The organism is Pseudomonas quercus, from assembly GCF_012033695.1.
GTDB classification, from domain to species: domain Bacteria; phylum Pseudomonadota; class Gammaproteobacteria; order Pseudomonadales; family Pseudomonadaceae; genus Aquipseudomonas; species Aquipseudomonas quercus.
In genome coordinates, this window is record NZ_JAAVJI010000007.1 from 48708 (window position 1) to 73538 (window position 24831).

The window sequence follows — 24831 nt, forward strand, 5'->3', positions numbered from 1 at the left end:
CCTCAAGCAGCAAGCTTCAAGCTGCAAGTAGAAGCAGAATCAAGAGCTGCAAAGCAGGCGCGGGCCGCTTCTGGCTTGCAGCTTGCGGCTTGTAGCTTGCCGCTGATGAAGCAGGGCCTAAAGGCCTTGCTTCAGGCTCGCCTCAAGGTATTCATCCAAGTCGCCGTCCAGCACCTTGTCGCAGTCACTGCGCTCCACGCTCGTGCGCAGGTCCTTGATACGGGACTGGTCCAGTACATAAGAGCGGATCTGGTGGCCCCAGCCGATATCGGACTTGGTGTCTTCCAGCGCCTGGGACGCGGCGTTGCGTTTTTGCACTTCCTGCTCGTACAACCGGGCCCGCAGCATTTTCATGGCGGTGTCCTTGTTGGCGTGCTGGGAGCGCTCGTTCTGGCAACTGACCACGGTATTGGTAGGCACGTGAGTGATCCGCACGGCCGAGTCTGTGGTGTTCACGTGCTGACCACCGGCACCGGATGATCGATAGGTGTCGATACGCAGGTCGGCCGGGTTGATCTCAATCTCGATGTTGTCATCGATTTCAGGGGACACAAACACAGCCGTGAACGAGGTATGGCGGCGGTTGCCGGAGTCGAACGGGCTTTTGCGCACCAGGCGATGCACACCGATTTCCGTGCGCAGCCAACCGAACGCGTACTCGCCCTTGATGTGCAAGGTGGCGCCCTTGATACCCGCGACTTCGCCCTCGGACAGCTCCATGATGGTTGCATCGAAACCGCGCTTGTCGGCCCAGCGCAAGTACATGCGCAGCAGCATGTTGGCCCAGTCCTGGGCTTCAGTGCCGCCAGAACCGGCCTGGATGTCCAGGTAAGCGTTGTTGATGTCCATTTCGCCGCTGAACATGCGACGGAATTCAAGTTGCTCCAGGGCCAGGCGCAGCCGGTCCAGCTCGCTGACCACGTCGGCTACGGCGCCTTCGTCGTTTTCCTCGACGGCCATGTCCAGCAGGTCTCGGCAATCGGCCAGGCCGCTGTGCAGCTCGTCGAGGGTGTCGACGATGGTCGCCAGGGTTGAACGTTCCCGGCCCAGGTTCTGGGCATATTCGGGATTGTTCCACACATTGGAATCTTCAAGTTCGCGATTGACTTCGGTCAGCCGTTCAGACTTTTGATCGTAGTCAAAGATACCCCCGAATGGTTTCGGAACGTTCGCGGAGGTCCTTGATAGTGTTCAGGATCGGGTTGATTTCCATGGCGGCTGGGCACTCGCATCAAAAGCTGCGGAGTATAGCATGCGGGGCACCTGCCTTGTAGACGGCAAGGCCAGTACCTAGCTCACCCGCGCCCGCCCGCTCATTCAGCCATGACGACCCGGTTGCGGCCACTGTGCTTGGCCATGTACAGCCCTTTGTCGGCGGCCAGGATCAGCAGGCGGCAGGCCGTACCGGGCGCTGGCGTGATAGTTGCCAGGCCAATGCTGACCGTAAGCGCCGAGTCAGGGTCTGGCGCATTGTGCCAGATGCCCAGTGCAGCAATGCTCTGCCTGAGCTTCTCTGCTATCAGCCGTGCGCCTCCGGGTGACGTACTGGGCAGTACCAAGGCGAACTCTTCGCCGCCGTAACGGGCAGGCAGGTCGCTGGAGCGGCTGGAACAGTCGCGAATGGCGTCCGCCACCTTGCGCAAGGCTTCGTCCCCTTCCAGGTGACCGAATGCGTCGTTATAGGACTTGAAGTAGTCCACGTCGATCATCAGCAGCGTGAGCTGGGTTTGGTCGCGCATCGCTCGGCGCCACTCCAGTTCAAGGTATTCGTCGAAGTGCCGGCGGTTGGACAGGCCCGTCAAGCCATCGGAGTTCATCAACCGCTGCAGCACCAGGTTGGTATCGAGCAATTGCTGCTGGCTCACGCGCAGTGCGCGATAGGCCTCGTCGCGCTGCAGCAGCGTCAGGTAGGAGCGGGAATGGTAGCGAATACGGGCGATCAGCTCGATGGTATCAGGCAGCTTGACCAGGTAATCGTTGGCACCTGCTGCAAATGCGGCGCTCTTGACCACGGCGTCTTCTTTTGTGGAAAGCACAATGATCGGTATGTCACGCGTGGAAGGATGGTTGCGGTACTCGCGTACGAGCGTTAGCCCATCCAGGCCAGGCATGACCAGGTCCTGAAGGATCACGGTAGGCCGAATACGCACCGCATTGGCGATTGCCTGATGGGGGTCTGCGCAGAAATGGAAGTCAATGTTCAGTTCTGTCGCCAGGCTGCGCCGAACGGCCTCGCCGATCATGGCCTGATCGTCGACCAGCAAGACCATGGCCTTGTTCTCGTCGGTGGATTTGAATTGGTCGATCTGCAGATCAATCATCGCGTTTCACCTGATTACTGCCAGAGGGCCGATAGGGCCTTATACCTATGTTGATCATGCGAAGCTTTCCATTAATCGTGGCGCAATGCATTCCAGGGGTTGCACCTCTACCGCTGCATCGATGGCAACGGCAGCCTTGGGCATGCCAAAAACCGCACTAGTGTGCTGGTCCTGGGCAATGGTGAGGTGGCCCCGCTCACGCATGCGTTTGAGCCCCTGCGCGCCGTCGCGGCCCATGCCGGTCAAGAGTACGCCCACGGCCTTGCCCTGCCAGTACCGTGAGACGCTTTCAAAGAAAACGTCGATGGAAGGGCGGTAGATTTCATTGACCGGCTCTGCGGTGTAGGCCAGCGTGCCGTTTCGGGTCAACCGCAAATGATGATTGGTGCCCGCCAGCAAGACATCGCCGGGCTGGGGCCGATCCCCTTCCCTAGCCAACCGAACAGGCCGGCGCGATGCGGTACCTAACCAGTCCGCCATGCCGGCCGCGAACACTTCGTCCACATGCTGTACCAGCACCACGGCTGCCGGAAACGCCACGGGCAAGGCCTTGAGCAAGGTCTCCAGCGCGGCGGGGCCGCCTGCCGAGGACCCGATGGCCACCAGCCCCGGGGGCTGCGACGCATTGGGCTTAAAAGGGCGTTGCGTGCTGGCCACGTCGGCGCGCTGGCCAATCAGCCAGCCGATATTGACAATTTTACGCAGTAACAGGGCTGCGGCAGCTTTTGCGTCACCCACGCCTATGGCCGGTGTGTCCACCACATCCAGCGCACCGTAGCCCATGGCTTCAAACACGCGGTGCAGGTGCTGTTCCCGGTCCACCGTCACGATCACGATCGCACAGGGGGTATTGGCCATGATCTGTCGGGTGGCCTCTACCCCGTCCATCCTCGGCATGACCAGGTCCATCAGCAGAACGTCGGGGCGCTGTTCGGCACAACGCCGCACGGCCTCTTCACCATCGCCTGCTACCCAGATCACTTCATGGGCCGGTTCGTAGGCCAAGGCGCGGCGCAGTGCCTCTACCGCCATGGGCAGGTCATTGACGATCGCTATCTTCATCCCTGAGCCTCTCCAATCAGCTCGGCTACCGCATCAAGCAATGCATCATCATGGAAACTGGCCTTGGCCAGGTAATAGTCAGCCCCTGCCTCCAGGCCACGCTGCCGATCTTCTTCACGGTCCTTGTACGACACTACCATGACAGGCAGTGAGTGCAGGCGGCTGTCACGGCGCACTAGGCTCACTAACTCAATACCGTCCATACGCGGCATGTCGATATCGGTGATCAGCAAGTCGAACGCTTCGCTGCGCAGGGCGTTCCAGCCTTCCATGCCATCAACGGCCACTGCCACCTCATACCCTGCTGCGGCCAGGAGTTTGCGCTGCAACTCGCGTACCGTAAGCGAATCGTCCACCACCAGTATGCGCTTGCCCGCACGCCGAGCCCCCTGGCCCGCTTGCCGACCTATACGCTCCAGCCGCCCGCTGCTCAACAGTTTGTCTACCGAACGCACCATGTCTTCCACATCCACGATCAGTACCACCGAACCATCATCAAGCAATGCACCTGCCGAGATGTCCTGAACCTTCCCAAGCCTGGCGTCCAACGGCAGTACGGCCAGCACACGCTCGCCAATGAAGCGCTCCACGGCAATGCCGTAGAGGGTATCGCGCTCTCGCACCACTACCACACACAGGGTGTGGCCGACAGGCTGAGCGGGCGGGCGCTGCAACAATTGGCTGGCCGCCACCAACCCGACCTGCTGGCCCTGGTAGAAAAAATGCTGGCGCCCCTCAATCTGCACCATGTCCTCAGGGGCCAGGTGCAGGCTGTGTTCGATATGGGCCAGGGGGAACGCATAGGCTTCATCGCCTACCTCCACCACGAGGCTGCGCACCACTGACAGTGTAAGGGGCACGTGCAGCATGAACCGGCTACCCTGCCCGACGCTCTGGGTCAGCTCGACGGCGCCGTGCAGGTCACGCACCATGTGCTGCACGGCATCCAGGCCAACCCCGCGACCGGACACCTCGGTGACCGTATCGCGCAAGCTGAAGGCCGGCAGGAACAGAAACGCCAGCAGTTCCTCCTCGCTCATACGGCCCACGCTGTCGGCCGGTGCCAGTTGCCGTTGCACGATGCTCTGGCGCAGCCGGGGCAGGTCAACGCCCGCGCCGTCGTCGCTCAGCTCCAGGACCAGTTGCCCGGCATGGTGTGACGCGCGCAGGCGCAGGGTCCCCTCAGCAGGCTTACCGGCCATCACTCGATGCTCCGGCATTTCAATACCATGGTCGACGGCGTTACGCAGCAGGTGAGTCAAGGGGCCTTCAAGCCGTTCGAGCACGTCACGGTCGACCTGCGTCTTTTCACCTTCCACCTCAAGCCGCACCTGTTTGCCCAGGCTGCGGCCCAGGTCACGCACCATGCGCGCCTGCCCGCCCAGCACATCGGCAAAGGGGCGCATGCGACACGCCAATGCCGTGTCATACAGTTGCTGTGCCCGTTGTGCGGCCCCCCAACCGTAGTCATCCAGCTCAGCGGTTTGCCCCAGAAGGATGTGCTGTGTGCCCGCCAGCGATGACCTGGCCTGGGCCACAAGGCTACGCAGGTCCTCAAGGGTGCCACCGGCATCCAGGCTGTCCTTGAGGTCATCCAACATTCGCAGGCTTTGGGCTTGCATCCGTTTGAGGCGGTGCAGGCTGGCCAGGTAAGGCTTGAGGCGCTGGGTGTCCACCATGGCCTTGCTGGCCAGGTCCAGCAGAGCGTTCAGGCGCTTGGCCGTGACGCGCAAAACACGCTCGCCTTCGTTGCCACGGGGCTGAGCAGGGCCTGTTGGGGGGGCCTCTTCTGCCGCTGCTTGAGGCGTGTGTGGCACAGCCTCTGGAACGCGCGGAGGCGGCGGTGCCTGTATCGGTGCAAGCGCGGTTGAGGGGCCCAGTACCGCCGCCAGCCTGGCAAGGTAAGCATCGATGTCCTGAGCCGTGGGCGCGGTCTCTGGCGCAGCAATGCGCATCAGCAAATCAGCCCCTTGCAACAGCGCATCAATGTGCTCGGCAGCCAGGCGCAGCTCTCCGGCTTGGGCGGCGACCAGGCAGTCCTCCATCACGTGGGCTACCCGCACACCCGCGTCCACACCAACGATGCGGGCTGCCCCTTTAAGGGAGTGAGCGGCCCGCATGCAGGCCTCAAGCTGGCCTGCGTCTACGGGGTTGCGCTCCAGTGCCAACAGGCCCGTACCAAGCACAGCGGTCTGCGCTTCAGCTTCCAGCGCGAACAGTTCGAGCAACGAGGCATCGCGCATCTGTTCGGGGGTCATGTGAGGCTCCGGGTAATGGCAACCATCAACGCCTCGTGGTCGAGAATACGCAGCGTACGTGGGCCGTCATTGAGCACAGCTACCGTGAACCTCTGGCCGTCCGGTGTAGTTCCAGCCGCGATGGCGCCCTCTTCGAAACGCCGAATACCGTCTACCTCATCCACGGGCACTACCACAGCACCGCCCTGGGCCGCCAGGATCAACAGGCGCGGCACCACGCGCCCGGCGTTGGTGGCTTGGGTATCGGTGTCTACCCCCACCAGCGTCTGTAAAGCGATGCAAGGCACCAGCGCACCGCGCACGTTGGCCACGCCCAGCAAGGTGCGAGAACGTTGGTGGGGCACCGAATGAATCACCTGACGCGGTGCCACTTCCACCAAGCAGGTTGTGGCCAACCCGAGCCACTCCGCGCCCAGGCGGAATACCACCAACGACCGCGACGGCACTGCCTCGGGCGTCGGCGCGTAGACAAGTTCCCCCGGTGCTCGCTCAAGGCTGTAGCGGTCCAGCAGTACCGTGGCAGCCTGTGCGAACACTGGGCAATTCAGGCACCGGATGTAATCCACCAGCCGCGGGCAAGACTTGTCGCCCCGCACACCGATGGTCTGCCAGCAGGGATCGATGGACTGGCTGGCGCTGTCGGCGGCGTAAACCAGCAAGCCGGGGTGTTGAGCATCGCTCATGCGTCAGGCTCCTTGCGCGCACGCAGGGCTCGGGCCTGCAAGCGTTGCGCCCCTTCAGTATCACCCTTGGCGGCCATCAGCATCGCCAGGTGTACCAGGGCTTCGGCGTGCTGCGGATCTAGATAGAGCGCCTTGCGGTAAAAACCCTGAGCCTGCAACGTATCGCCGCTCACATCACTGAGCAGGCCCAGCCAATAGAACACCTGAGCATGGGGCGGATGATCACGCAGGTAGCGTTCGCAGGCTGCTTGCGTCTGTGCGCTTCTCCCACTGTTGGCCAGCACGGCAATGTGCTCCAGCAGCGCCTCTTCGCTATCGGTGCCCTGCTCTGCCTTGACGGCAGGTGCTGAGACGGGCGCCGAACCGGGTGCCGTACCGGGCGCCGAAATCACCGCAGGCCGGTGCGTAACCGGGGCAAGCCGGGACGGAGGTGCGCTCCAGCAGGTCGGCGGCACCGCAGGCGCCACAGGCGAGGGCGCGCCCACAGTGGGCGCCGGCTGGCGTACAAAAGCGAAAGCCTGCGCGATGCCCAGTGGCCGCATGCCGTTGGAGGTCAGCAAACTGCCTTCGGCAGGGCCAATAAACAGCACACCGTCCGGCTGCACCAGCCGTTTGAGGGTTTTGACCACCTGCTGCTGGGTGGGCACATCGAAGTAAATAAGCAGGTTGCGGCAGAACACGATGTCGTAAGGTGGCTCTCCGGCCAGCAGCAACGGGTCCAGGATATTGCCCACCTGCAGCTTCACCTGTTTGGCAAGGCGAGCCTGCAGCTGGTGCCCGTCAGCCTGAGCCGTAAAGTAGCGTGCCTGAAAAGCCTTGTAGTCACCCCGGAATGAATTGCGCCCATACAACCCCTGTCGCGCCTTGGCCAGCGAGTGAGGGCTTACGTCTACACCATCGATGATAAAGGCCGAAGGCGGCAAGCCTGCCTCGAACAACGCCATGGCCAGGGAATAAGGTTCCTCCCCTGTGGAGCAAGGCAGGCTAAGCAGCCGTAGCGGGCGTGTGCTGCCTTGCTCGCTCCAGCGCGCCCGTGCCAGCCGCCCCAGGGCTGCAAAGGATTCCGGGTACCGCATAAACCAGGTTTCCGGCACGATCACCGCTTCGATCAGGGCTTGCTGCTCATCTTGCGCACGGTTGAGCAGCGCCCAGTAGTCGGCCAAGGTAAGGGCGTGCACGGCCGCCTGGCGCAGTCTCACCGCACGCGCGATCGTTGCCTCGCCTACGGAGGCCGCATCCAGGCCAATACGCTGGTACAGAAAATCCAGAAAGGGCTGTTCCGGGTTCATGGCATGCCTTCGCCCAGTAAGGCGCTGTTATGGGATGCGAACAGCAGCAGGCGCACGCGCTCGTCCAGCAACTCGTTCACGCTGATCCATTGCAGCAAGCCCTTGGCATCCTCACGGATAGGCCCCAGGTACCGTGCGTGGGGGTTATCCAACCCATAAGGCTTGAACTCTGCCGGGTCGCAGCGCAGGGTTTCATTCACATGTTCAAGCACCAACCCCAGGCAGCGATCATCCCGGTATCGCACCAGAACAGTTCTGGTGCTGGTACGACGAACAGCCGGCTCACCCAGTGCCAGATGCGAAACATCCATCACAGGCACCACCTGGCCTCGGTAAGCAAATACCCCGCCTACCCAAGCGGGCGCCTGAGGAATAGGTTTGAGCGGCAATAACGGCAACACTTCCACAATGTCCGCAGCAGGCAAGGCAAACCGTTGCTCACCCAACATAAACAGGAGGAACAGTTTGCCCGCCGTCGCGCTCGTGAACGCGCCTGTGGCCAACTGGGCGGTAGTGGCCATCAGACCTTAAAGCGCGACACGCCGCCGCGAAGGCCGGCAGCCACTTGGCTCAGCTCATCGATGGCAGAGCTGGCCTGGCGCAAGGAGTCCACGGTCTGGCTGCTGGCATCGCTGAGCTGGCTCAGGGCATGGTTGATTTGCTCGGCACCGGTGGCCTGAGCCTGCATGCCCTCGTTAACCATCAGCACACGGGGCGCCAGGGCCTGCACCTGATGAATGATCTGATTGAGTTGCTCGCCCACCTGCTGCACCTCAAGCATGCCGCGACGTACTTCTTCGGAAAACCTGTCCATGCCCATCACGCCAGCGGAAACGGCGGACTGGATCTCGCGCACCATCTGCTCAATGTCATAGGTGGCCACCGCCGTCTGGTCGGCAAGGCGGCGTACTTCCGTGGCAACGACCGCAAAGCCTCTGCCATATTCTCCGGCTTTCTCCGCTTCAATAGCGGCATTGAGCGACAAGAGGTTGGTCTGGTCTGCCACCTTCACGATAGTCACCACCACCTGCGTGATGTTTCCGGCCTTTTCGTTAAGCGTAGCCAGTTTGGCGTTCACCAGGTCTGCGGCACCCATTACTTGCTGCATGGTCTCTGCCATGCGTGCCAACCCTTGCTGACCATTGCCCGCCAACATCGAAGCGGTGTCCGCAGCACCGGTCACCTCCCCCATGGTGCGCACCAGGTCACGTGAGGTTGCGGCGATTTCCCGCGAGGTAGCGCCGATTTCGCTAGTGGTGGCGGCCGTTTCCGTAGCGGTAGCCTGCTGCTGACGGGACGTGGCGGCGATCTCGGTAACTGACGTGGTCACTTGGACGGATGAGCGTTGTGCCTGGGCCACCAAGGCGTTGAGGTCGTCCATCATGGCATTGAAGCCCGTTTCGATGGCGCGAAACTCATCTCGCCGCCCCAAGTTCAGGCGTGCACTGAGGTCTCCAGCCCGCATGATCGCCAGAATGCTCAATAGCTCGTTAGTAGGTGCCATGATGTTGCGTAGCAACAACAACCCGCAGGCCATGGCTGCCAACAAAGCAACCAGCAAGCAGCCGAGCATGACCAGCTTGGTGGTCGCAACCGTACCTTCGATGGCCACGCCTGCAGCCTCAGCGGCCTTGCGGTTGAGGTCCACCACCACGTTGATCTGCTTGCGACCGGCGGCCCACGCCGGCGTCAATTCCTGGTCCAGCACGTCCATGGCTTCAGTGAAATGGCGCTTCTGGTAAGCATCCAGGGTTTTGCTCAGCGCAGCATCATAGGCGACGCGCCAACGCTCGAACTCGGCGAAGGCGTTCTTTTCTTCATCTGACTTCAGCGTGCCGCGCAGGGTCGCCATCAAAGTGCCGAGGCGCTCGTTGAACCCCTTGTACTGCTCCTCATCCGCAGATACCAGTTCACGCTGGTAGCTCAGGCCCAGCAGCTGCTGGGTGTATAGGTAGCTGTCTACCCAGGCGCCTCGCAGCATCGAGCTGGAATACACACCGGGAATGCTTTCGCTGCGCAGGCTGGCGGCCTCCTGCTCAATCACGATCAGGCGCGAATACGCAATCAGTACCATGGAGAGCATGATGGCAATGACCACAGCAAAACTTGCCAGAATGCGCTGGCGCAATGTCCAGTTCTTCACAATCACTCCTTGGTGCTTAAATGCGCGGGCGAAAGTGGGGCAGTATAGACCAGGCTTTTTAAGCGAGGCGGGACTTTCAATGATCCAATCGGCAATACCCAAGGCCCGTGATTGGCACACCGCCCCCATAGGCCCCTGAAACCGTGAACCATCCCGCCCTGCGTTGTCTACAAAAGCCGTAACGCCTGGGAAGGCCGCGACATCGAACCGCCCGAGCCCCGTCGCGCCCTGCTCCCTGGCTAACGTCCGTATTTTTAGTTAAGGGTTGTTCATGCACCGCAGAAGCCTGTTGAAAGCATCCATGGCCTTGGCGGCCTACACTGGCCTATCGTCCACCGCATTGATGTCGGCGCGGGCGTTGGCCGCTACTGCCGATGGCGATGCCGAACATTTCGACTTCGAGGGCCTCAAGGCTCAGGCCAAGGCCTTGGCCGCACAGCCTTACACAGACCGCAAGCAGCAACTGCCGCCTACGCTGGCAACCATGACCCCACAGCAGTTCAACGCGATCCAGTACGATGCCAATCACTCGCTGTGGAAAGACCTCAACGGCCAATTGGACGTGCAGTTCTTCCATGTAGGCATGGGGTTTCGTACCCCGGTTCGCATGTACAGCGTGGATGCGGCCAGCCGCCAGGCGCGTGAGGTACATTTCCGCCCCAGCCTGTTCAACTACAACGACAGCAAGGTGGATCAGAAGCAGCTCAAGGGCGACCTGGGCTTCTCCGGCTTCAAGCTGTTCAAGGCACCGGAAATTGCCAGCCACGACATTTTGTCATTTCTCGGCGCCAGCTATTTCCGTGCAGTAGACAGCACCAAGCAATACGGCCTGTCCGCACGCGGCCTGGCGGTGGACACCTATGCCAAGCGCCAAGAAGAATTCCCGGACTTCACCAAGTTCTGGTTCGAAACGCCGGGCAAGGACGCCACCCGTTTTGTGGTGTACGCGCTGCTGGAATCCCCTAGCGCCACAGGTGCCTATCGCTTTGACATTGATTGCCAGGCCGAGCAGGTAGTGATGGCAGTGGACATGCAAGTGACGGCACGCACCGCTATCGAGCAATTGGGTATTGCCCCCATGACCACGATGTTTAGCTGCGGCACTTATGAGCGGCGCATGTGCGACACCATTCACCCGCAAATCCATGACTCGGACCGCCTGGCCATGTGGCGTGGCAACGGCGAGTGGATCTGCCGCCCCTTGAACAACCCGGCCAAGCTGCAATTCAATGCCTTTGCCGACACCAACCCCAAGGGCTTCGGGCTGGTACAGACCGACCATGAATTTGCCAGCTATCAAGACACCGTTGACTGGTACAGCAAGCGCCCCAGCTTATGGGTAGAGCCCACTACGCCGTTTGGGGAAGGCTCCATCGACCTGCTGGAAATCCCCACCACTGGGGAAACCCTGGATAACATCGTGGCCTTTTGGACACCCAAAAAACCGGTAGCGGCGGGTGATACGTTAAGCTTTGGCTACAAACTGTACTGGAGCGCCCTGCCACCCACAGGCACCCCTTTAGCCCGCGTTCATGCTACGCGGTCGGGCATGGGCGGGTTCCTGGAAGGCTGGGCGCCCGGCGAGCACTACCCCGAGAAATGGGCACGCCGCTTTGCAGTAGATTTTACCGGGGGCGGGCTGGATCGGTTGCCGGAAGGAACGGGTATCGAGCCTGTGGTAACGGTCTCAAATGGCAAGGTCCAGGATTTCAATGTACTGGTGCTGCCGGACATCAAGGGCTACCGCATTACCTTTGATTGGTACCCCACCAATGACAGTGTAGAGCCGGTGGACATGCGCCTGTTTATCCGTGCCAGCGACCGTACCCTGAGCGAAACCTGGCTGTACCAGTACTTCCCGCCAGCTCCGGAAAAGCGCAAATACGTTTAACGGGGTATGGAATAAAGCGGTTCGCCCCCTTCGTGGGCTCCTACAGGACCTTGCAGGAGCCCACGGAGGGGGCGAATCTCTTATGGTCAACCCTTCAGGTCAGACTCATGAATAGGCTGATCGCGGTGGGTCGCCCGCTGGTACTGTGCAGGCCAGGTGGCTTGGCGACCGCCGAGGTCTTCGTCCGCCTGCAATGGCCAGTAAGGATGACGTAGCAGTTCGCGAGCAAGGAAGATCAGGTCTGCTTGCCCAGTGCGCAGTATGTGTTCGGCCTGGGCCGAATCGGTGATCATGCCCACGGTGCCTGTGGGCATGTCTGCTTCCTTTCGCACACGTTCGGCAAAGCGCGTCTGGTAGCCAGGGCCTGTAGGGATCTCGGCCTTGGCCGCTGTACCGCCCGAGGAAACATCGATCAGGTCTGCGCCAATCGACTTCAGGCGCTTGGAAAGCGCTACGGTTTCGTCCGTGTTCCAACCGTCTTCAACCCAGTCCGTGGCCGATATCCGCACAAATACCGGCAGGTCTGCTGGCCATACCTCGCGTATGGCTTCGGTCACTTCCAGCACCAGGCGCACCCGGTTCTCGAAGCTGCCGCCGTACTGGTCTGTACGGCGGTTGCTGATCGGTGACATGAACTGGTGCAACAGGTAACCATGGGCCGCGTGAATTTCCACTACCTTGAAATTGGCTGTCAAGGCACGCTTTGCGGCCGCAACGAAGGCGTCTTTTATGCCGTTGATGTCAGCCTCGGTCAGCTCAGTAGGGCGTGCGTGCTCCGGATCAAACGGAACCGAGGACGGCGCTACGGGCGTCCAGCCCCCCTCCTCCAGGGTCACACTGCCATGCTTGCCCAGCCAAGGCCGCCAGGTACTTGCCTTGCGCCCGGCATGGGATAACTGGATGCCGGGTACGGCCCCCTGGGCGTCTATGAAGCGGTTGATGCGCTGCAGCATCGAGATGTGTTCATCTTTCCACAGCCCCAGGTCTTCTGGGGTGATGCGGCCATCGGCTGTAACGGCAGTGGCCTCGAAAATGACCAGGCCTGCGCCGCCAGCAGCGCGGCTGCCCAGGTGCACCAGATGCCAGTCGTTGGCAAAGCCGTCCTGGGATGAATACTGGCACATGGGCGACACCACGATGCGGTTGCGCAGGGTCAGCCCACGTAGGGTGTAGGGTTCCAACAGCAGGCTCATGAGGCACCTCTTGAATAGGGAATAAGCGTTAGCAGCCTAATAGACCTACAGGGGCGACCACAGATTCCGCTAGCGTGCACTCATGTGGGCAATCAGCAATTGGACGCTTTCGATACCGCGGTATTCATTGACGTCGAGCTTGTAGGCCAGCTCCACCCAGCGTGCCTCCGGATTAGGCCACTGCTCGCGGTCCACCCCGAAGGCGATGCCGTCCAGGCGCAGGCTGCCGCATTCGCTCTTGAGCACCACCTTCAAATGTCGCTCGCCGACAACGCGCTGTTCCACCAGTTGAAACACCCCATGAAACAATGGCTCAGGGAAATGCTGGCCCCAGGGGCCGGCATTACGCAGGGCGCGGGCCAGTTCCAAGTGAAACTCTTCAACCGCCAACGTGCCGTCTGACAGCAACCGCCCTGTAAGGTCGTCTTCACACAGATGCTCACGAACCTGAGCGTCGAAAGCGCTGGCAAAAGCCTGAAAGTGCTCAGCCGGCAAAGACAAGCCTGCGGCCATGGCATGGCCACCAAACTTGGTGATAAGGGCTGGGTGCTTGGCGGCGACCGCGTCCAGCGCATCCCGGATGTGGAAACCCGGCACCGAGCGTGCCGACCCTTTGAGCAACCCGTCACCGGCATCGGCAAAGGCAATGGTAGGCCGGTGATAGCGCTCTTTCATGCGTGAGGCCAGAATACCAATCACACCTTGGTGCCAGTCCGGCTCGAACAGGCACAACCCGAAGGGCATGGAAGCCAAGGGCAGGTCCTTGAGTTGGGCCAACGCCTCGCGCTGCATGCCTTGCTCTACGGATTTACGGTCCTGGTTCAAGCCATCCAGTTCGCTGGCGATGTCACGGGCATGGGCCAGGTCTTCACTGAGCAGGCATTCGATGCCCAGGCTCATGTCGTCCATACGGCCAGCGGCATTCAAGCGCGGCCCCAGAATGAAGCCCAAGTCACTGGAGGTGAGCCGCTGATGGTCGCGACGGGCAACCTCCAGCAGGGCCTTGATCCCAGGGCGCGCCCGGCCTGCACGAATACGCTCCAAGCCTTGGTGCACAAGAATCCGGTTGTTAGCGTCCAGGGGCACCACATCTGCCACACTGCCCAGCGCAACCAGGTCCAGCAACTCACCGATGTTTGGCTGCGGGACGTCTGCATAGCGACCCAGCGCACGCAAGCGCGCCCGAAGGGCCATCAGTACGTAGAAAATGACGCCCACGCCGGCCAACGCCTTGCTGGGAAAGGCGCACCCTGGCTGGTTGGGATTAACGATGGCGTTGGCCTGCGGCAGCTGGGGGCCGGGCAGGTGGTGGTCCGTGATCAAAACGCTGAGCCCGGCTTCGGTTGCAGCCTGCACCCCTTCCACGCTGGAGATACCGTTGTCCACCGTCAGCAGCAGCTGCGGCTGGCGCTCCAGGGCCACGGCAACGATTTCCGGTGTCAGGCCGTAGCCGTAGGTAAAGCGGTTGGGCACCAGGTACTCCACCTCTTTCGCACCCAACAGGCGCAGGCCAAGTACCGCTACGGCACTGGCTGTAGCGCCGTCAGCGTCGAAATCGCCCACCACCAGGATACGCTGGCCTTGGTCAATGGCTTCGACCAGCAGCGACACTGCCTCGTCTATCCCTTTCAACTGCTGGTAAGGAATGAGCCGCGCCAGCCCTTTATCCAGCTCGGCCTCGCTTTGCACCCCGCGGGCGGCATAGAGACGGGTCAACAAGGGTGGCAAGTTGCCAAGGAATGGCAGCTCGGCGGGTAGTGGGCGGGGCTCGATACGCATGTGTGGCAGTGTTCTCAACTCGTGGGGCAGTTCAATAAAGCCGGCATAGTGTGCTTAGCCGCGCTCGCCCATCAACCATTCCAGCTGAACTTCATGCTGGCCCCGATCATCGGTCACGAATACAGTGCCTTCGCTGATCATTACGTCCCACTTGATCACTCGGGGCATGTCCTTGGCCAACACCTCTAGCACCTCTTGAGGTACGGCAGCAATGTTCAGGTTTTTAAGCGGGCGGGCCGCGTCTGCAACCTTGCCCTGCCAAACGCGCAGGCTGCCGTAGGCCAGCAGGCTCACACGTTCTGTACGGCGGGAGCACCAGGTCAGGCGATCCAGGTCCGGCTGGCCAACTTCGATCCAGTGGAGCACGCGGTCATCCAGGCTCTTTTCCCAGAGCGCCGGTTCGTCCACGTCCGAAAGGCCACGCCCGAAGCTCAGGTGCTCGTTGTACCAGAGCGAATAGGCCAGCAGGCGTACCGCCATACGTTCTTCGGTTTCCGAAGGGTGACGCGCGATGGTTTGCTTGATGCTTTCGTACACACCACGATCAAGGTCGGTCAGGTTGAGTTCGAATTTGTAGGTTGTCGATGGCTGGGCCATGGGGGGCTTCGAAGTAGCGAGGGGGGCGATAGTCTACCCGATGCACCGCGTAGAGGTTTAACGCAGGCAAAAGAAACCCCGGACGCGGTGGGGAGGCCGGCCGGGGCAAACATGGCCTTCAGGGCCATCGGGCGGCTGACTGGCACCGGAGCACAATGCCATTCAAACGTCCTTGAAATTAAGAGAACCTGTGTTCTGGAAGGTTCCCGATTTAACGCATTTCCACTGTGAATCGACGACCGGCGCTCGATGCGCGCATGGCGGCAATCATGCTTGGCTCCAAACGCCCTTCGGCAACCATCAGGTCACGGTGCAGGCCATCTACTACGTCAGTGAGCGCTTGTGTACTGGCGAGCTGAGAGTGGGCCACCTCACGGTGCAGAACTTCTCGACCTGCCTGATCAGTAACCGCCAGGCGCAGCCGACCTTGGAGATCCGATGGAGCCAGACTGACGCAGTAAGGCGCCAGTGCATCACTTAACAATAAGCTGACGTTATCCATCTCGATCACCCTTATTTACCCGAAATTCATTTCAGTGCCAGTAAATGACCATCGTGTGCTGGCAAAAGTTCTGAACAGGCAATAAACAAGCGCAACGGCCTGCCTGAAGGGGCATTCAGGCGATAAGCGGCTCTGGGCACTGGGTTTTGAATCGGCACAGCATGGCATGCAAAGGGCAGATGGCCTGCCCCAAAGGCAGCACACCGAGTACCCATAGGCCAGCCTGCCGAGCCCGCCGAATGGCGACGCGGGCGTTGGCACAGCCTGCATGACCTTGAATGATGACCGCCTGCGCATGCCCACCCCGCGCAAGCCGATCCAGGAATGCTGGGGCTAAAGAAGCCTGGCTGCCCAATACCACGATGTCTGCCGCGCCTTGGCGCTCCAGGCAACGTTGCGCCCTGGCAGGGTCTTCAGCGATTCGCACGCCGAATACGCTACAGGCGTTAAGCATCTGGTGCAGTTGCAGCAGCCGGGCAGGCTGCTGCTCAATGACGAGAACCTTGAGTGAACGCATGGGCGGCCTCCGGGGAAAGAACGACCGCCACCTTAATGCAGCAAACCCCGCAGCTAAATAGGATTGATCCTAAAGATGTGCGGGAAAAGGCTGCACGCGATGCCATCATCTATGGCACTTTCCTACAAAGGCTTGCCACGGTTCCCATGGGCACTGACAAATGCCTGGACGGCTGCAATGTCGTTGGGCACTACGGTGCAACGCTCTTCGCGCTGGAACAGGTCTTCCAGGTGAGCAGGCAAATGCAAGGCCTTCCCTACCCCTGCCTTTTCCACGGCTTCCGGGAATTTCACCGGGTGCGCCGTCCCCAGTACGACCATGGGGATGTCCAGGCTGCGCCGGCATTCGCGAGCAGCGCGAACGCCAATGGCGGTGTGTGGGTCAAGCACTTCACCGGTGCTGGCAAATACCTGAGCGATGGTTTCGCACGTTTGCTCGTCGGTGACCGCCATCGAGTCGAACAGGCGCCGGGCCTCGGCCCACCGATCCTCTTCAACGCTGAAGCCGCCGCCAAGCTTGAAGCTGGACATCAGTTGCGCGAGAGCAGTGCCATTACGGCCATGAAGATCAAAGAGCAGGCGCTCGAAGTTCGACGACACCATGATGTCCATCGAAGGCGACAAGGTAGGGTGCAGGGTGTCCTTGACGTACTGGTTGCCACTCATGAAACGGTGCAGGATATCGTTTCGGTTGGTCGCAACGATCAGCTGACTGATGGGCAGGCCCATATTGCGAGCCAGGTAACCGGCGAAAATATCACCGAAATTGCCCGTGGGCACTGAGAATGCCACGGACCGTGCTGGCCCGCCCAACTGCAGCGCCGCGTGGAAGTAGTAGACGATCTGGGCCATGATGCGCGCCCAGTTGATCGAGTTGACGGCCACCAGCCGGGTGCCCTTCAGGAAACCCTGGTCGGCGAAACTGGCCTTGACCATTTCCTGGCAGTCGTCGAAGTTGCCTTCCACGGCCAGGTTATGGATATTGTCTCCAAACAGGGTAGTCATCTGCCGGCGCTGCACTTCCGACACACGCTGGTGTGGGTGCAGAATGAAGATGTCCACGTTCTCGCAATGCTTGCAGCCTTCGATAGCGGCCGAACCTGTGTCGCCACTGGTTGCGCCGATGATGACTACGCGCTCGCCCCGACGCGCCAGAATATGGTCAAGCAGGCGGCCCAGCAGTTGCAGGGCGAAGTCCTTGAACGCCAGCGTGGGGCCATGGAACAGCTCCAGCACCCACTCATTGCTGCCAAGTTGGCGCAAGGGCGCAATGGCAGGGTGCGCGAAATTGGCATAGGTGTCTTGCAGAATCTGCTTGAAGTCTGCATCTGCAATGCTGCCTGTCACGAAAGGGCGCATGACCCGGAACGCCAGCTCGTGATAAGGCAACCCTGCCCAGGAGGCGATCTCCTCCTGAGTGAAGCGCGGCAGGTTTTCTGGCACATACAGGCCGCCATCGGTGGCCAGGCCAGCCAGCAGCACATCCTCGAAATTGAGTGCGGGTGCCTGGCCGCGGGTACTGATATAACGCATGGGGCAAACCTTTGGTTTGAGCTGCAAGCTACAAGCGACAACCTGCAAGACGAAGCCGCAGGGCCTCGGAAACTTGCAGCTGCCTTGTTACCGCAGCGATCATCGATTCATGTTAGGGCAGCGCACTGGAAGGCGCTGCAATCTCGCTTACTTGGTGCTTGCCGCTTGCAGCGTGCGGCTGGAAACCTAGGCCAGGTGTTCGACCCGAATGCGGACCACACTGCCCACCACATCATCCAGGGCTTCGAGGGCTGTAATAGCATCGTTCATGCCCTTCTCTACCACTTTGTGCGTCAGCAGAATCATGGGCACCAGGCCGTCATGCTCTTCGGCTTCTTTCTGCATGATCGATTCGATGTTGATGCCACGCGCCGAGAGAATGCTTGCCACCTGGGCCAGCACACCTGGGTGATCCTTGGCCTGAATGCGCAGGTAATAGGCGCTTTCGCAGGCATCGATGGGCAGGATGGGGTGGGCGGACAAGGCGTCTGGCTGGAAGGCCAGGTGCGGCACGCGGTTCTCAGGGTCAGAGGTCATGGCGCGGACCACATCCACCAGGTCGGCCACCACAGAGGATGCCGTCGGCTCCATGCCTGCGCCTGCTCCGTAGAAGAGTGTCGAGCCTACCGCATCGCCGTTGACCATCACCGCATTCATCACACCGTTGACGTTGGCAATCAGGCGGTCTGCTGGAATAAGGGTGGGGTGTACGCGCAGCTCGATACCGTGGGCGGTGCTGCGCGCCACACCCAAGTGCTTGATGCGATAGCCCAAGGCTTCGGCGTAATTCACGTCGGCCGTGGTGAGCTTGGAAATGCCCTCGGTGTAGGCCTTGTCGAACTGCAAGGGGATACCGAAAGCAATGGACGCCAAAATGGTCAGCTTGTGGGCGGCGTCGATGCCTTCCACATCGAAGGTAGGGTCTGCCTCGGCATACCCTAGTGCCTGCGCTTCGGCCAATACGTCAGGGAAGGTACGGCCCTTCTCACGCATTTCGGTAAGAATGAAGTTCCCCGTGCCGTTGATGATACCGGCCACCCAGTTGATACGGTTGGCCGACAGGCCTTCGCGGATGGCTTTGATCACCGGAATACCACCGGCCACGGCGGCTTCAAAGGCAACAATCACGCCCTTCTCGCGAGCCTTGGCGAAGATCTCGTTACCGTGCACCGCGATGAGCGCCTTGTTGGCGGTGACCACGTGCTTGCCATGTTCGATGGCCTTGAGCACCAGCTCGCGCGCGACGGTGTAGCCACCAATGAGCTCGATCACGATATCGATGTCCGGGTTGGTTGCCACCGCGAACACATCGTTGGTAATGGGGGTACCGGTAATCTGGCAATCGGGGTTCTGCGAACGCATCGCAATTTGCGCGACCTGAATACCACGCCCGGCACGGCGGGCGATCTCCTCGGCGTTGCGCTGAAGTACATTGAAGGTGCCGCCACCGACGGTACCTAACCCACAGATGCCTACTTTGACCGGTTTCACTCTTGACTCCCCATGAAACGGCCAGCCTGGAAGCCGGCCGCGAACCACTGCTGGTTGCAGCGTGTGTGTTTAATAGCGTGTCACTGGGCTGCCAGCGCCAGTTTGGCCACCTGAGCCGCTGGCTGGTAGCCCGGAATGACCTGACCGTCCTGCAGCACGATAGCGGGCGTACCGCTGACACCAATGCTCTGGCCCAACGCGAACTGCTTGCTGACCGGGTTGGCGCATTTGGCAGCGTCCACGTCCTTGCCACTGATCAGCTTGTTGAGGGCGCTGCGCCGGTCGGCCGAGCACCAGGCTGCCTGTAGCTGCTGATCGCCTTCAGACCCCAGCCCCTGGCGTGGGAACGCCAGGTAGCGCACCTCGATACCTTGGCGGTTGAGCTCCGGTACTTCGGCATGCAGCTTCTGGCAATAAGGGCACGTGGTATCGGTGAACACGGTAATGTGCGCCTTGGCCTCGCCTTGTGCCGGGTACACCACCATCTCGCCCGCCGGGATGGCGTTGATGGTCTTGGCTATGGCTGCGCGCTCGGTTTTCTCGGTAAGGTTGACCGGTTTGCCACCCTGCATCTGGTACAGGTAGCCCTGCATCACGAACTGGCCATCGGCACTGGCATACAACACACGGCCGCCCTTGAGGCGCACTTCGTACAAGCCGTTGAACGGGCTGCTGGAAACGGCTTCGATGGGCACGTCGAGCTGAAGGGTATCAAGGGTTTTGCGAATGGCCTGCTCGGCGTCGTCAGCCAGTGCAAAAGTACTGGCCAGCGCCAAGGCAGTGGCCGCGAAAAGACGTGTCACGCGCATGAGAACTCCTGGAGCGGCGGACGAACAGCCCGGGCCGGCCGTGTGAACAGACAAGGCGGCACATCGGGCATCACTGAGCGGCAAAGACTATCACATTAGGCTCACGGGGCCGACTGTGGCGCGCATGACCAAATGTGTTCCATGTTACCCCCGAGGATGATGACGGGCGTGCAACTCCTGAAGGCGCGCTTTGGCCACATGGGTATAGATCTGGGTGGTGGACAGGTCGGCATGCCCCAGCAGCAGCTGGACCGAGCGCAGGTCTGCACCATGGTTGAGCAAATGCGTGGCGAACGCATGGCGCAGGGTGTGCGGGGACAGCGCCTTTTGAATACCCGCCCGCATAGCATGGTGCTTGATGCGATGCCAGAAGGTCTGGCGGGTCATCATGTCCCCTCGCTGGCTTGGAAATACCACATCACTAGGGCGCCCATTCAACAACTCGGCGCGACCGTTTCGCAGGTAGCGCTCAAGCCAGGTGATTGCCTCCTCTCCCATGGGCACCAGGCGCTCCTTGCTGCCCTTGCCCATTACTCGCACCACGCCCTGACGCAGGTTGACCTGATCCAGCGTGAGGCTTACCAACTCGGTAACACGCAGGCCGCAGGCGTACAGCACCTCCAGCATGGCGCGGTCTCGCTGGCCCAGCGCTTCACCCAGGTCCGGCGCTGCCAGCAACGCCTCTACATCCGCTTCAGACAGGCTCTTGGGCAATGGCTTGCCCAGGTTTGGCAGCTCCACCAGCAAGGTAGGGTCTACCGGGATGATGGCTTCACGCAGCAGGTAGCGATAAAACCCCCTTGCCCCCGAAAGAAAACGCGCCGTGGAACGCGGCTTGAAGGCCTCGTCCACGCGCCAGGCCAGGTAGTCGAGCAGCACGTCCCGGCCAGCCGTTTTCAAGTCCACGCCCCGCTCTGCCAGCCAGCCGTTGAAATGAGCCAGGTCACTGCGGTAAGCACTACGGCTGTTCTCGGACAGGCCTTTTTCAAGCCAAAGAGCGTCTAGGAATTGGTCGATGAGGGGGTGGTCGAGGGCGGGCATGGCGCTATGCACAATAAAAGATGCACTCTACCACTAAGTTGCACGCGCTTGAACACAGCCTTGTTTAAAATGAAGTAGTTTGTTGCAATTTTTGGCGCATCAAATGACGGATTCTCTGGATAATAAAAAATTTCGCAAAGGAGGTTCCGAATGAAAACCAAAGCGATAGCTATAATTATTTTTTTACTGGAAGGCTGCGGGACGATAAAAACGAATATTGCGGATGACTCCTCGATAGCCTCCAAACTGGCATTACGAAAAACCAATTGCGGTGTCATTCCAAGAATCTATAGCGGCGTAGCTTACAATTGGTGCACACTCGACGCAAGTCCAACCAGCCTGAGAGGATGGAACCCTACATTGGAATCCACTCTACTAGATGCTGCGCTCTCGGGCGTAGCTGACACTCTAGCGCTTCCATACACGCTACCGTTGCAGCTTAGAGAAGGATCAATCAATCTTACGAGATAACACATAAAAAGGAGAGCTCTTCGAGCTCTCCTTTTGGGCTCAGCCGAACTTAAAAACGGGATAACTTACAATCCCCCAATGCATTACTTTTCGCTTAGGCGCTTGCCTAAGACCAAACCGAGCCCACACAGGACGCTCAATAGCGATACAGAAATTTCCATTAGGTTGGAGCTGCGCGTAAGCGCCTGGATTGCCCCCCGTATTTGATTGCCAAAGAATGCGCCCGTTCGCACTAATCACAAAATTTCCATCCGGCTGCATGAAGGCTAGGTTAGCGCCCTGTCTCTGGGTCCCGCTACTCCAGAGCGGAGCTCCACTTGGAGCAAAGCTCACTAGCGCGCCATCTGCCTGAAATACTAACCTAGCGCCCTCTATCACATGCTCCTTACCAACTTCAAGCATATGCCCTGAACTAAACCTGATGCCTACGCCAGCTGCAGAAAAATCCCACAGCGACTTATTTACACTCCATAACGGAACCTTATCAACCAGCACTAGGTTCCCATCATCCTGCAATACGGCAAAGACCCTTCGCTGACCTGCATCATGATTATTGCCGTGTGCACTATACCCTACAGAACACCAGTATCGCTTCTGTGCGGGCTGATGAACCTCAAGGTACTCACGCATAATCACAAAAGTACGCTCGAAATGCTTTATCTTGTAGTATCAACTGTAGCGCTGGCTATCATTGGCAATCCAGATAACATTTCCATTGTGCCTCAAGACGAGGTTTGAGTCCTCTTGAAGCAGAAGCTGGTATTCGCCAGAAGCCGATTGAAGATACTGCCCTGCCGACATTCTATTTAGAGCTGGCAGAACTGGACTACCTGATGCGCCGAAATCTACGAAATGGTTCATATGCATACCTCCAAATTGAGTGTGCATAATCATTTTCACGCCACCTGTAGAACGCTCAAGCTTAAATAATTATTTTTTAAAACGCGCCATTGGAAATCCCACTCCAATCTCAGCGGTGCTTTCATTGAAAAAACTAAACCCGTGAACAGCTTATGAGCACTCAGACCTTAGAAGATGATGAGCAGACACATGCTTTATAGACGTACTAGAACAGAAAACCCCGGCACAGTGGCCGGGGTTTTCGGGTAAGCCTTGGAGGCTTATGCCGCTATCAGGAAAGCTTTTCCTTGATACGGGCAGCCTTGCCAGACAGCTCGCGCAGGTAGTACAGCTTGGCTTTACGCACGTCACCACGACGTTTCACGGCCAGGCTGTCGATCTGTGGGCTGTAGGTCTGGAAGGTACGCTCAACGCCAACACCGTTAGAGATCTTGCGAACGGTGAATGCGCTGTTGACGCCGCGGTTACGCTTGCCGATGACAACACCCTCGAAGGCCTGCAAGCGGGTACGCTCGCCTTCCTTTACCTTCACTTGAACGACAACGGTGTCGCCAGGTGCGAAGGTCGGGATTTCCTTGGTCATCTGCTCGGCTTCGAGCTGAAGGATAATCTTGTTGGTCATGCTGTGCTCCTAAGGCAAAGGTGATTCATTTGCCATCGATACGTTAACTATCGTCCCGCTCACGGAAATACTCCGCCAGCAGCTTTTGCTCTTCTCCAGAAAGTGAGCGACTTTCCAGAAGATCAGGCCGTCGTTCGTAGGTCCGCCCAAGGGACTGCTGCAAACGCCAGCGCCGGATATGTGCATGGTTGCCGCTAAGCAACACGTCGGGTACACGCCGTTCCGCATACACCTCAGGTCGGGTGTAGTGCGGGCAATCCAGCAGGCCATCCGTGAAGGAATCCTCCTCCGCGGAGTCTGCATGCCCTAAAGCTCCAGGCAGCAAACGTGTAACCGCATCGATCAGCACCATGGCCGGCAGCTCGCCACCGGACAACACGTAATCGCCAATCGACCACTCTTCATCCACATGCGCTTCAATGAAACGCTCGTCGATGCCTTCATACCGCCCGGCAATCAGAATCAGGGATTCCGCCGTTGCCAGTTGCTTCACCGCAGCCTGTGTCAGGCGTTGGCCTTGTGGCGACAGATAGATCACCTTCGCCGTGCCTCCGGTTGCCTGCCTGGCCTCGGCCAGCGCATCTTCCAGTGGCTTGATCTTCATTACCATTCCCGGCCCACCGCCGAACGGGCGGTCGTCCACCGTGTGATGACGGTCCGTGGTGTAGGCCCGCGGGTTGCGACAGGTCAGCTCAAGCAAACCCTGCTTTACCGCGCGGCTGGTAATGCCGTATTCGCTGATGGCCGAAAACATCTCCGGAAACAGGGTGATGACTTCTATGCGCAGGCTCGCCATGGCCTAGAAATCCGCATCCCACTCAACCCTCATTACACCGGCACCCAAGTCGATGGCTTGCACGCAGTCGTCCGTATAGGGCAACAGCCGCTCGCGATCATCCAGGCTACCTGCACAAGGCTTGACCACCATTACATCGTTGGCGCCGGTTTCGAGCAGGTGATCAACCTTGCCCAACACCTGCCCTTTGCCATCAATGACCTGTAACCCCTGAAGCTGCCACCAGTAGTAGTCGCCATCAGAGAGGTCGGGCAGCAGGCTGCGCGCGATGCAGATCTCGTAACCGGCAAGGAGGCGGGCCTCTTCACGGTCATCAAGACCTTTCAACTTTGCGACCAGGACCTTGTTCTGCGAACGGCCACTGATCATGTCCACCTGCTTCACGGTGCCTTCATGCCGAAGCGTCCAGCGTGTGTAATCAAGCAGGTTTTCAATCGGGTCGGTAAAGGAGTACACCTTCACTTCACCGCGAACACCGTGCACCGAAACAATTTTGCCGATGACGATGAGGTCATCTGCGGCGTCTGGCGTCGGGTTCATACTGCTCAGGCAGCAGCCTTGGCAGCGTCCTTCAGCAGCTGAGCAACACGCTCAGACGGCTGGGCGCCCTGGGACAGCCAGTAGCTTACGCGCTCCTGGTTGACGGACAGGCGAACTTCGCCACCGGCAGCGATCGGGTTGAAGAAGCCAACACGCTCGTTGAAACGACCGTCGCGCGCATTGCGGCTATCGGTCACGGTGAGGTGGTAAAACGGGCGCTTTTTAGAGCCGCCACGGGCAAGACGGATGGTTACCATATGAACATCGTTCCTGTTGTCGGTGCTGCAAATCTGTAAGGCACAGCGGGCACGGGTGCCCGAAAGGCCGCATATTCTCAGGGAACGCCGGAGTTTTTGCAAACTCCTTTTGCCCCTGAGGCGGGCAGGCGTCGAAAAAGGCAGCCGAACGGCTTGCCGAACGGCTTGCCGAACGG

Annotated in this window: 23 protein-coding genes; 2 read left to right on the forward strand and 21 right to left on the reverse strand. The window is 59.9% G+C overall.

What is annotated here, in order from left to right:
* Positions 1 to 117 precede the first annotated feature (117 nt).
* The 8 genes from prfB to HBH25_RS13225 form a co-directional block, all read right to left on the reverse strand.
* A protein-coding gene (gene prfB / locus HBH25_RS13190) for a peptide chain release factor 2 (RefSeq protein WP_168084376.1) occupies positions 118 to 1213 on the reverse strand; the annotation gives its coding sequence in 2 pieces (ribosomal slippage) (positions 118 to 1140 and positions 1142 to 1213; 1095 coding nt in all).
* Between the two features lie 100 nt (positions 1214 to 1313).
* Positions 1314 to 2321, reverse strand: coding sequence for a diguanylate cyclase (locus HBH25_RS13195; protein ID WP_168084377.1), 1008 nt, complete (start codon positions 2319 to 2321; stop codon positions 1314 to 1316).
* A 54-nt stretch (positions 2322 to 2375) separates the two neighbouring features.
* Complete coding sequence (cheB, locus tag HBH25_RS13200) at positions 2376 to 3383, reverse strand: chemotaxis response regulator protein-glutamate methylesterase (protein ID WP_168084378.1); 1008 nt, start codon at positions 3381 to 3383, stop codon at positions 2376 to 2378.
* Positions 3380 to 5641, reverse strand: a complete 2262-nt coding sequence (locus HBH25_RS13205; RefSeq protein ID WP_168084379.1) for a hybrid sensor histidine kinase/response regulator — start codon at positions 5639 to 5641, stop codon at positions 3380 to 3382. Before HBH25_RS13205 ends, cheB begins: the two co-directional genes overlap by 4 nt.
* Positions 5638 to 6324: a chemotaxis protein CheW gene (locus HBH25_RS13210; protein WP_168084380.1), complete on the reverse strand. Its 687-nt coding sequence runs from the start codon at positions 6322 to 6324 to the stop codon at positions 5638 to 5640. Before HBH25_RS13210 ends, HBH25_RS13205 begins: the two co-directional genes overlap by 4 nt.
* Positions 6321 to 7613, reverse strand: coding sequence for a CheR family methyltransferase (locus tag HBH25_RS13215; RefSeq protein ID WP_168084381.1), 1293 nt, complete (start codon positions 7611 to 7613; stop codon positions 6321 to 6323). The genes HBH25_RS13210 and HBH25_RS13215 overlap by 4 nt, the downstream gene beginning before the upstream one ends.
* Complete coding sequence (locus HBH25_RS13220; protein WP_168084382.1) at positions 7610 to 8134, reverse strand: chemotaxis protein CheW; 525 nt, start codon at positions 8132 to 8134, stop codon at positions 7610 to 7612. Before HBH25_RS13220 ends, HBH25_RS13215 begins: the two co-directional genes overlap by 4 nt.
* Complete coding sequence (locus HBH25_RS13225; RefSeq protein WP_168084383.1) at positions 8134 to 9756, reverse strand: methyl-accepting chemotaxis protein; 1623 nt, start codon at positions 9754 to 9756, stop codon at positions 8134 to 8136. The genes HBH25_RS13220 and HBH25_RS13225 overlap by 1 nt, the downstream gene beginning before the upstream one ends.
* Positions 9757 to 10027: 271 nt before the next feature.
* Between HBH25_RS13225 and HBH25_RS13230 the strand changes: the two genes are divergently transcribed.
* Positions 10028 to 11647, forward strand: coding sequence for a glucan biosynthesis protein D (locus HBH25_RS13230; RefSeq protein ID WP_168084384.1), 1620 nt, complete (start codon positions 10028 to 10030; stop codon positions 11645 to 11647).
* An 86-nt stretch (positions 11648 to 11733) separates the two neighbouring features.
* Here the strand turns inward: HBH25_RS13230 and HBH25_RS13235 are convergent, their stop codons facing one another.
* The 9 genes from HBH25_RS13235 to xerD all read right to left on the reverse strand — a co-directional run bounded on the left by HBH25_RS13235 (position 11734) and on the right by xerD (position 21108).
* Positions 11734 to 12840: an NADH:flavin oxidoreductase/NADH oxidase gene (locus HBH25_RS13235; protein ID WP_168084385.1), complete on the reverse strand. Its 1107-nt coding sequence runs from the start codon at positions 12838 to 12840 to the stop codon at positions 11734 to 11736.
* Positions 12841 to 12909: 69 nt separating this feature from the next.
* The gene (gene recJ / locus HBH25_RS13240) at positions 12910 to 14619 is read right to left on the reverse strand and encodes a single-stranded-DNA-specific exonuclease RecJ (protein WP_168084386.1); all 1710 of its coding nucleotides are present in this window, start codon (positions 14617 to 14619) and stop codon (positions 12910 to 12912) included.
* Between the two features lie 54 nt (positions 14620 to 14673).
* Positions 14674 to 15216 (reverse strand): YaeQ family protein, encoded by a 543-nt coding sequence (locus HBH25_RS13245; protein ID WP_168084387.1) that lies wholly within the window; start codon positions 15214 to 15216, stop codon positions 14674 to 14676.
* Positions 15217 to 15427: 211 nt separating this feature from the next.
* Positions 15428 to 15718 (reverse strand): DUF3509 domain-containing protein, encoded by a 291-nt coding sequence (locus tag HBH25_RS13250; RefSeq protein WP_168084388.1) that lies wholly within the window; start codon positions 15716 to 15718, stop codon positions 15428 to 15430.
* 115 nt (positions 15719 to 15833) lie between these two features.
* A complete protein-coding gene (locus tag HBH25_RS13255; RefSeq protein WP_168084389.1) occupies positions 15834 to 16235 on the reverse strand; it encodes a hypothetical protein in 402 nt (133 codons plus the stop codon).
* A 122-nt stretch (positions 16236 to 16357) separates the two neighbouring features.
* Positions 16358 to 17767, reverse strand: coding sequence for a threonine synthase (gene thrC / locus HBH25_RS13260; protein WP_168084390.1), 1410 nt, complete (start codon positions 17765 to 17767; stop codon positions 16358 to 16360).
* A 186-nt stretch (positions 17768 to 17953) separates the two neighbouring features.
* Entirely contained in the window at positions 17954 to 19258 is a 1305-nt protein-coding gene (locus HBH25_RS13265; RefSeq protein ID WP_168084391.1) for a homoserine dehydrogenase, read from the reverse strand.
* A gap of 80 nt (positions 19259 to 19338) precedes the next feature.
* Positions 19339 to 20067, reverse strand: coding sequence for a bifunctional protein-disulfide isomerase/oxidoreductase DsbC (dsbC, locus tag HBH25_RS13270; protein ID WP_168084392.1), 729 nt, complete (start codon positions 20065 to 20067; stop codon positions 19339 to 19341).
* Between the two features lie 144 nt (positions 20068 to 20211).
* Positions 20212 to 21108 carry a site-specific tyrosine recombinase XerD gene (gene xerD, locus HBH25_RS13275; RefSeq protein ID WP_168084393.1) on the reverse strand — a complete coding sequence of 299 codons (897 nt, stop codon included), beginning with the start codon at positions 21106 to 21108 and terminating at the stop codon, positions 20212 to 20214.
* A 150-nt stretch (positions 21109 to 21258) separates the two neighbouring features.
* Here xerD and HBH25_RS13280 point away from each other — a divergent pair, with 150 nt between their 5' ends.
* Positions 21259 to 21579 carry a YceK/YidQ family lipoprotein gene (locus HBH25_RS13280; protein WP_168084394.1) on the forward strand — a complete coding sequence of 107 codons (321 nt, stop codon included), beginning with the start codon at positions 21259 to 21261 and terminating at the stop codon, positions 21577 to 21579.
* 1132 nt (positions 21580 to 22711) lie between these two features.
* Here HBH25_RS13280 and rplS read toward each other — a convergent pair.
* The 4 genes from rplS to rpsP are packed head-to-tail and all read right to left on the reverse strand — an operon-like array spanning position 22712 to position 24655.
* Positions 22712 to 23062 (reverse strand): 50S ribosomal protein L19, encoded by a 351-nt coding sequence (gene rplS / locus HBH25_RS13285; RefSeq protein WP_168084395.1) that lies wholly within the window; start codon positions 23060 to 23062, stop codon positions 22712 to 22714.
* Between the two features lie 43 nt (positions 23063 to 23105).
* Complete coding sequence (trmD, locus tag HBH25_RS13290; protein ID WP_168084396.1) at positions 23106 to 23858, reverse strand: tRNA (guanosine(37)-N1)-methyltransferase TrmD; 753 nt, start codon at positions 23856 to 23858, stop codon at positions 23106 to 23108.
* Positions 23859 to 23861: 3 nt separating this feature from the next.
* The gene (gene rimM, locus HBH25_RS13295) at positions 23862 to 24398 is read right to left on the reverse strand and encodes a ribosome maturation factor RimM (RefSeq protein ID WP_168084397.1); all 537 of its coding nucleotides are present in this window, start codon (positions 24396 to 24398) and stop codon (positions 23862 to 23864) included.
* A 5-nt stretch (positions 24399 to 24403) separates the two neighbouring features.
* Positions 24404 to 24655 (reverse strand): 30S ribosomal protein S16, encoded by a 252-nt coding sequence (gene rpsP / locus HBH25_RS13300; RefSeq protein WP_168084398.1) that lies wholly within the window; start codon positions 24653 to 24655, stop codon positions 24404 to 24406.
* Between the last annotated feature and the right edge of the window lie 176 nt (positions 24656 to 24831).

Excerpts from the sequence above, each read along its gene's own strand:
- HBH25_RS13195 (WP_168084377.1), bottom strand. The coding sequence starts at position 2,321 with ATGATTGATCTGCAGATCGACCAATTCAAATCCACCGACGAGAACAAG.
- cheB (WP_168084378.1), bottom strand. The coding sequence starts at position 3,383 with ATGAAGATAGCGATCGTCAATGACCTGCCCATGGCGGTAGAGGCACTG.
- HBH25_RS13205 (WP_168084379.1), bottom strand. The coding sequence starts at position 5,641 with ATGACCCCCGAACAGATGCGCGATGCCTCGTTGCTCGAACTGTTCGCG.
- HBH25_RS13210 (WP_168084380.1), bottom strand. The coding sequence starts at position 6,324 with ATGAGCGATGCTCAACACCCCGGCTTGCTGGTTTACGCCGCCGACAGC.
- HBH25_RS13215 (WP_168084381.1), bottom strand. The coding sequence starts at position 7,613 with ATGAACCCGGAACAGCCCTTTCTGGATTTTCTGTACCAGCGTATTGGC.
- HBH25_RS13220 (WP_168084382.1), bottom strand. The coding sequence starts at position 8,134 with ATGGCCACTACCGCCCAGTTGGCCACAGGCGCGTTCACGAGCGCGACG.
- HBH25_RS13230 (WP_168084384.1), top strand. The coding sequence starts at position 10,028 with ATGCACCGCAGAAGCCTGTTGAAAGCATCCATGGCCTTGGCGGCCTAC.
- HBH25_RS13235 (WP_168084385.1), bottom strand. The coding sequence starts at position 12,840 with ATGAGCCTGCTGTTGGAACCCTACACCCTACGTGGGCTGACCCTGCGC.
- recJ (WP_168084386.1), bottom strand. The coding sequence starts at position 14,619 with ATGCGTATCGAGCCCCGCCCACTACCCGCCGAGCTGCCATTCCTTGGC.
- HBH25_RS13245 (WP_168084387.1), bottom strand. The coding sequence starts at position 15,216 with ATGGCCCAGCCATCGACAACCTACAAATTCGAACTCAACCTGACCGAC.
- HBH25_RS13250 (WP_168084388.1), bottom strand. The coding sequence starts at position 15,718 with ATGGATAACGTCAGCTTATTGTTAAGTGATGCACTGGCGCCTTACTGC.
- HBH25_RS13255 (WP_168084389.1), bottom strand. The coding sequence starts at position 16,235 with ATGCGTTCACTCAAGGTTCTCGTCATTGAGCAGCAGCCTGCCCGGCTG.
- thrC (WP_168084390.1), bottom strand. The coding sequence starts at position 17,767 with ATGCGTTATATCAGTACCCGCGGCCAGGCACCCGCACTCAATTTCGAG.
- dsbC (WP_168084392.1), bottom strand. The coding sequence starts at position 20,067 with ATGCGCGTGACACGTCTTTTCGCGGCCACTGCCTTGGCGCTGGCCAGT.
- xerD (WP_168084393.1), bottom strand. The coding sequence starts at position 21,108 with ATGCCCGCCCTCGACCACCCCCTCATCGACCAATTCCTAGACGCTCTT.
- HBH25_RS13280 (WP_168084394.1), top strand. The coding sequence starts at position 21,259 with ATGAAAACCAAAGCGATAGCTATAATTATTTTTTTACTGGAAGGCTGC.
- rplS (WP_168084395.1), bottom strand. The coding sequence starts at position 23,062 with ATGACCAACAAGATTATCCTTCAGCTCGAAGCCGAGCAGATGACCAAG.
- trmD (WP_168084396.1), bottom strand. The coding sequence starts at position 23,858 with ATGGCGAGCCTGCGCATAGAAGTCATCACCCTGTTTCCGGAGATGTTT.
- rimM (WP_168084397.1), bottom strand. The coding sequence starts at position 24,398 with ATGAACCCGACGCCAGACGCCGCAGATGACCTCATCGTCATCGGCAAA.
- rpsP (WP_168084398.1), bottom strand. The coding sequence starts at position 24,655 with ATGGTAACCATCCGTCTTGCCCGTGGCGGCTCTAAAAAGCGCCCGTTT.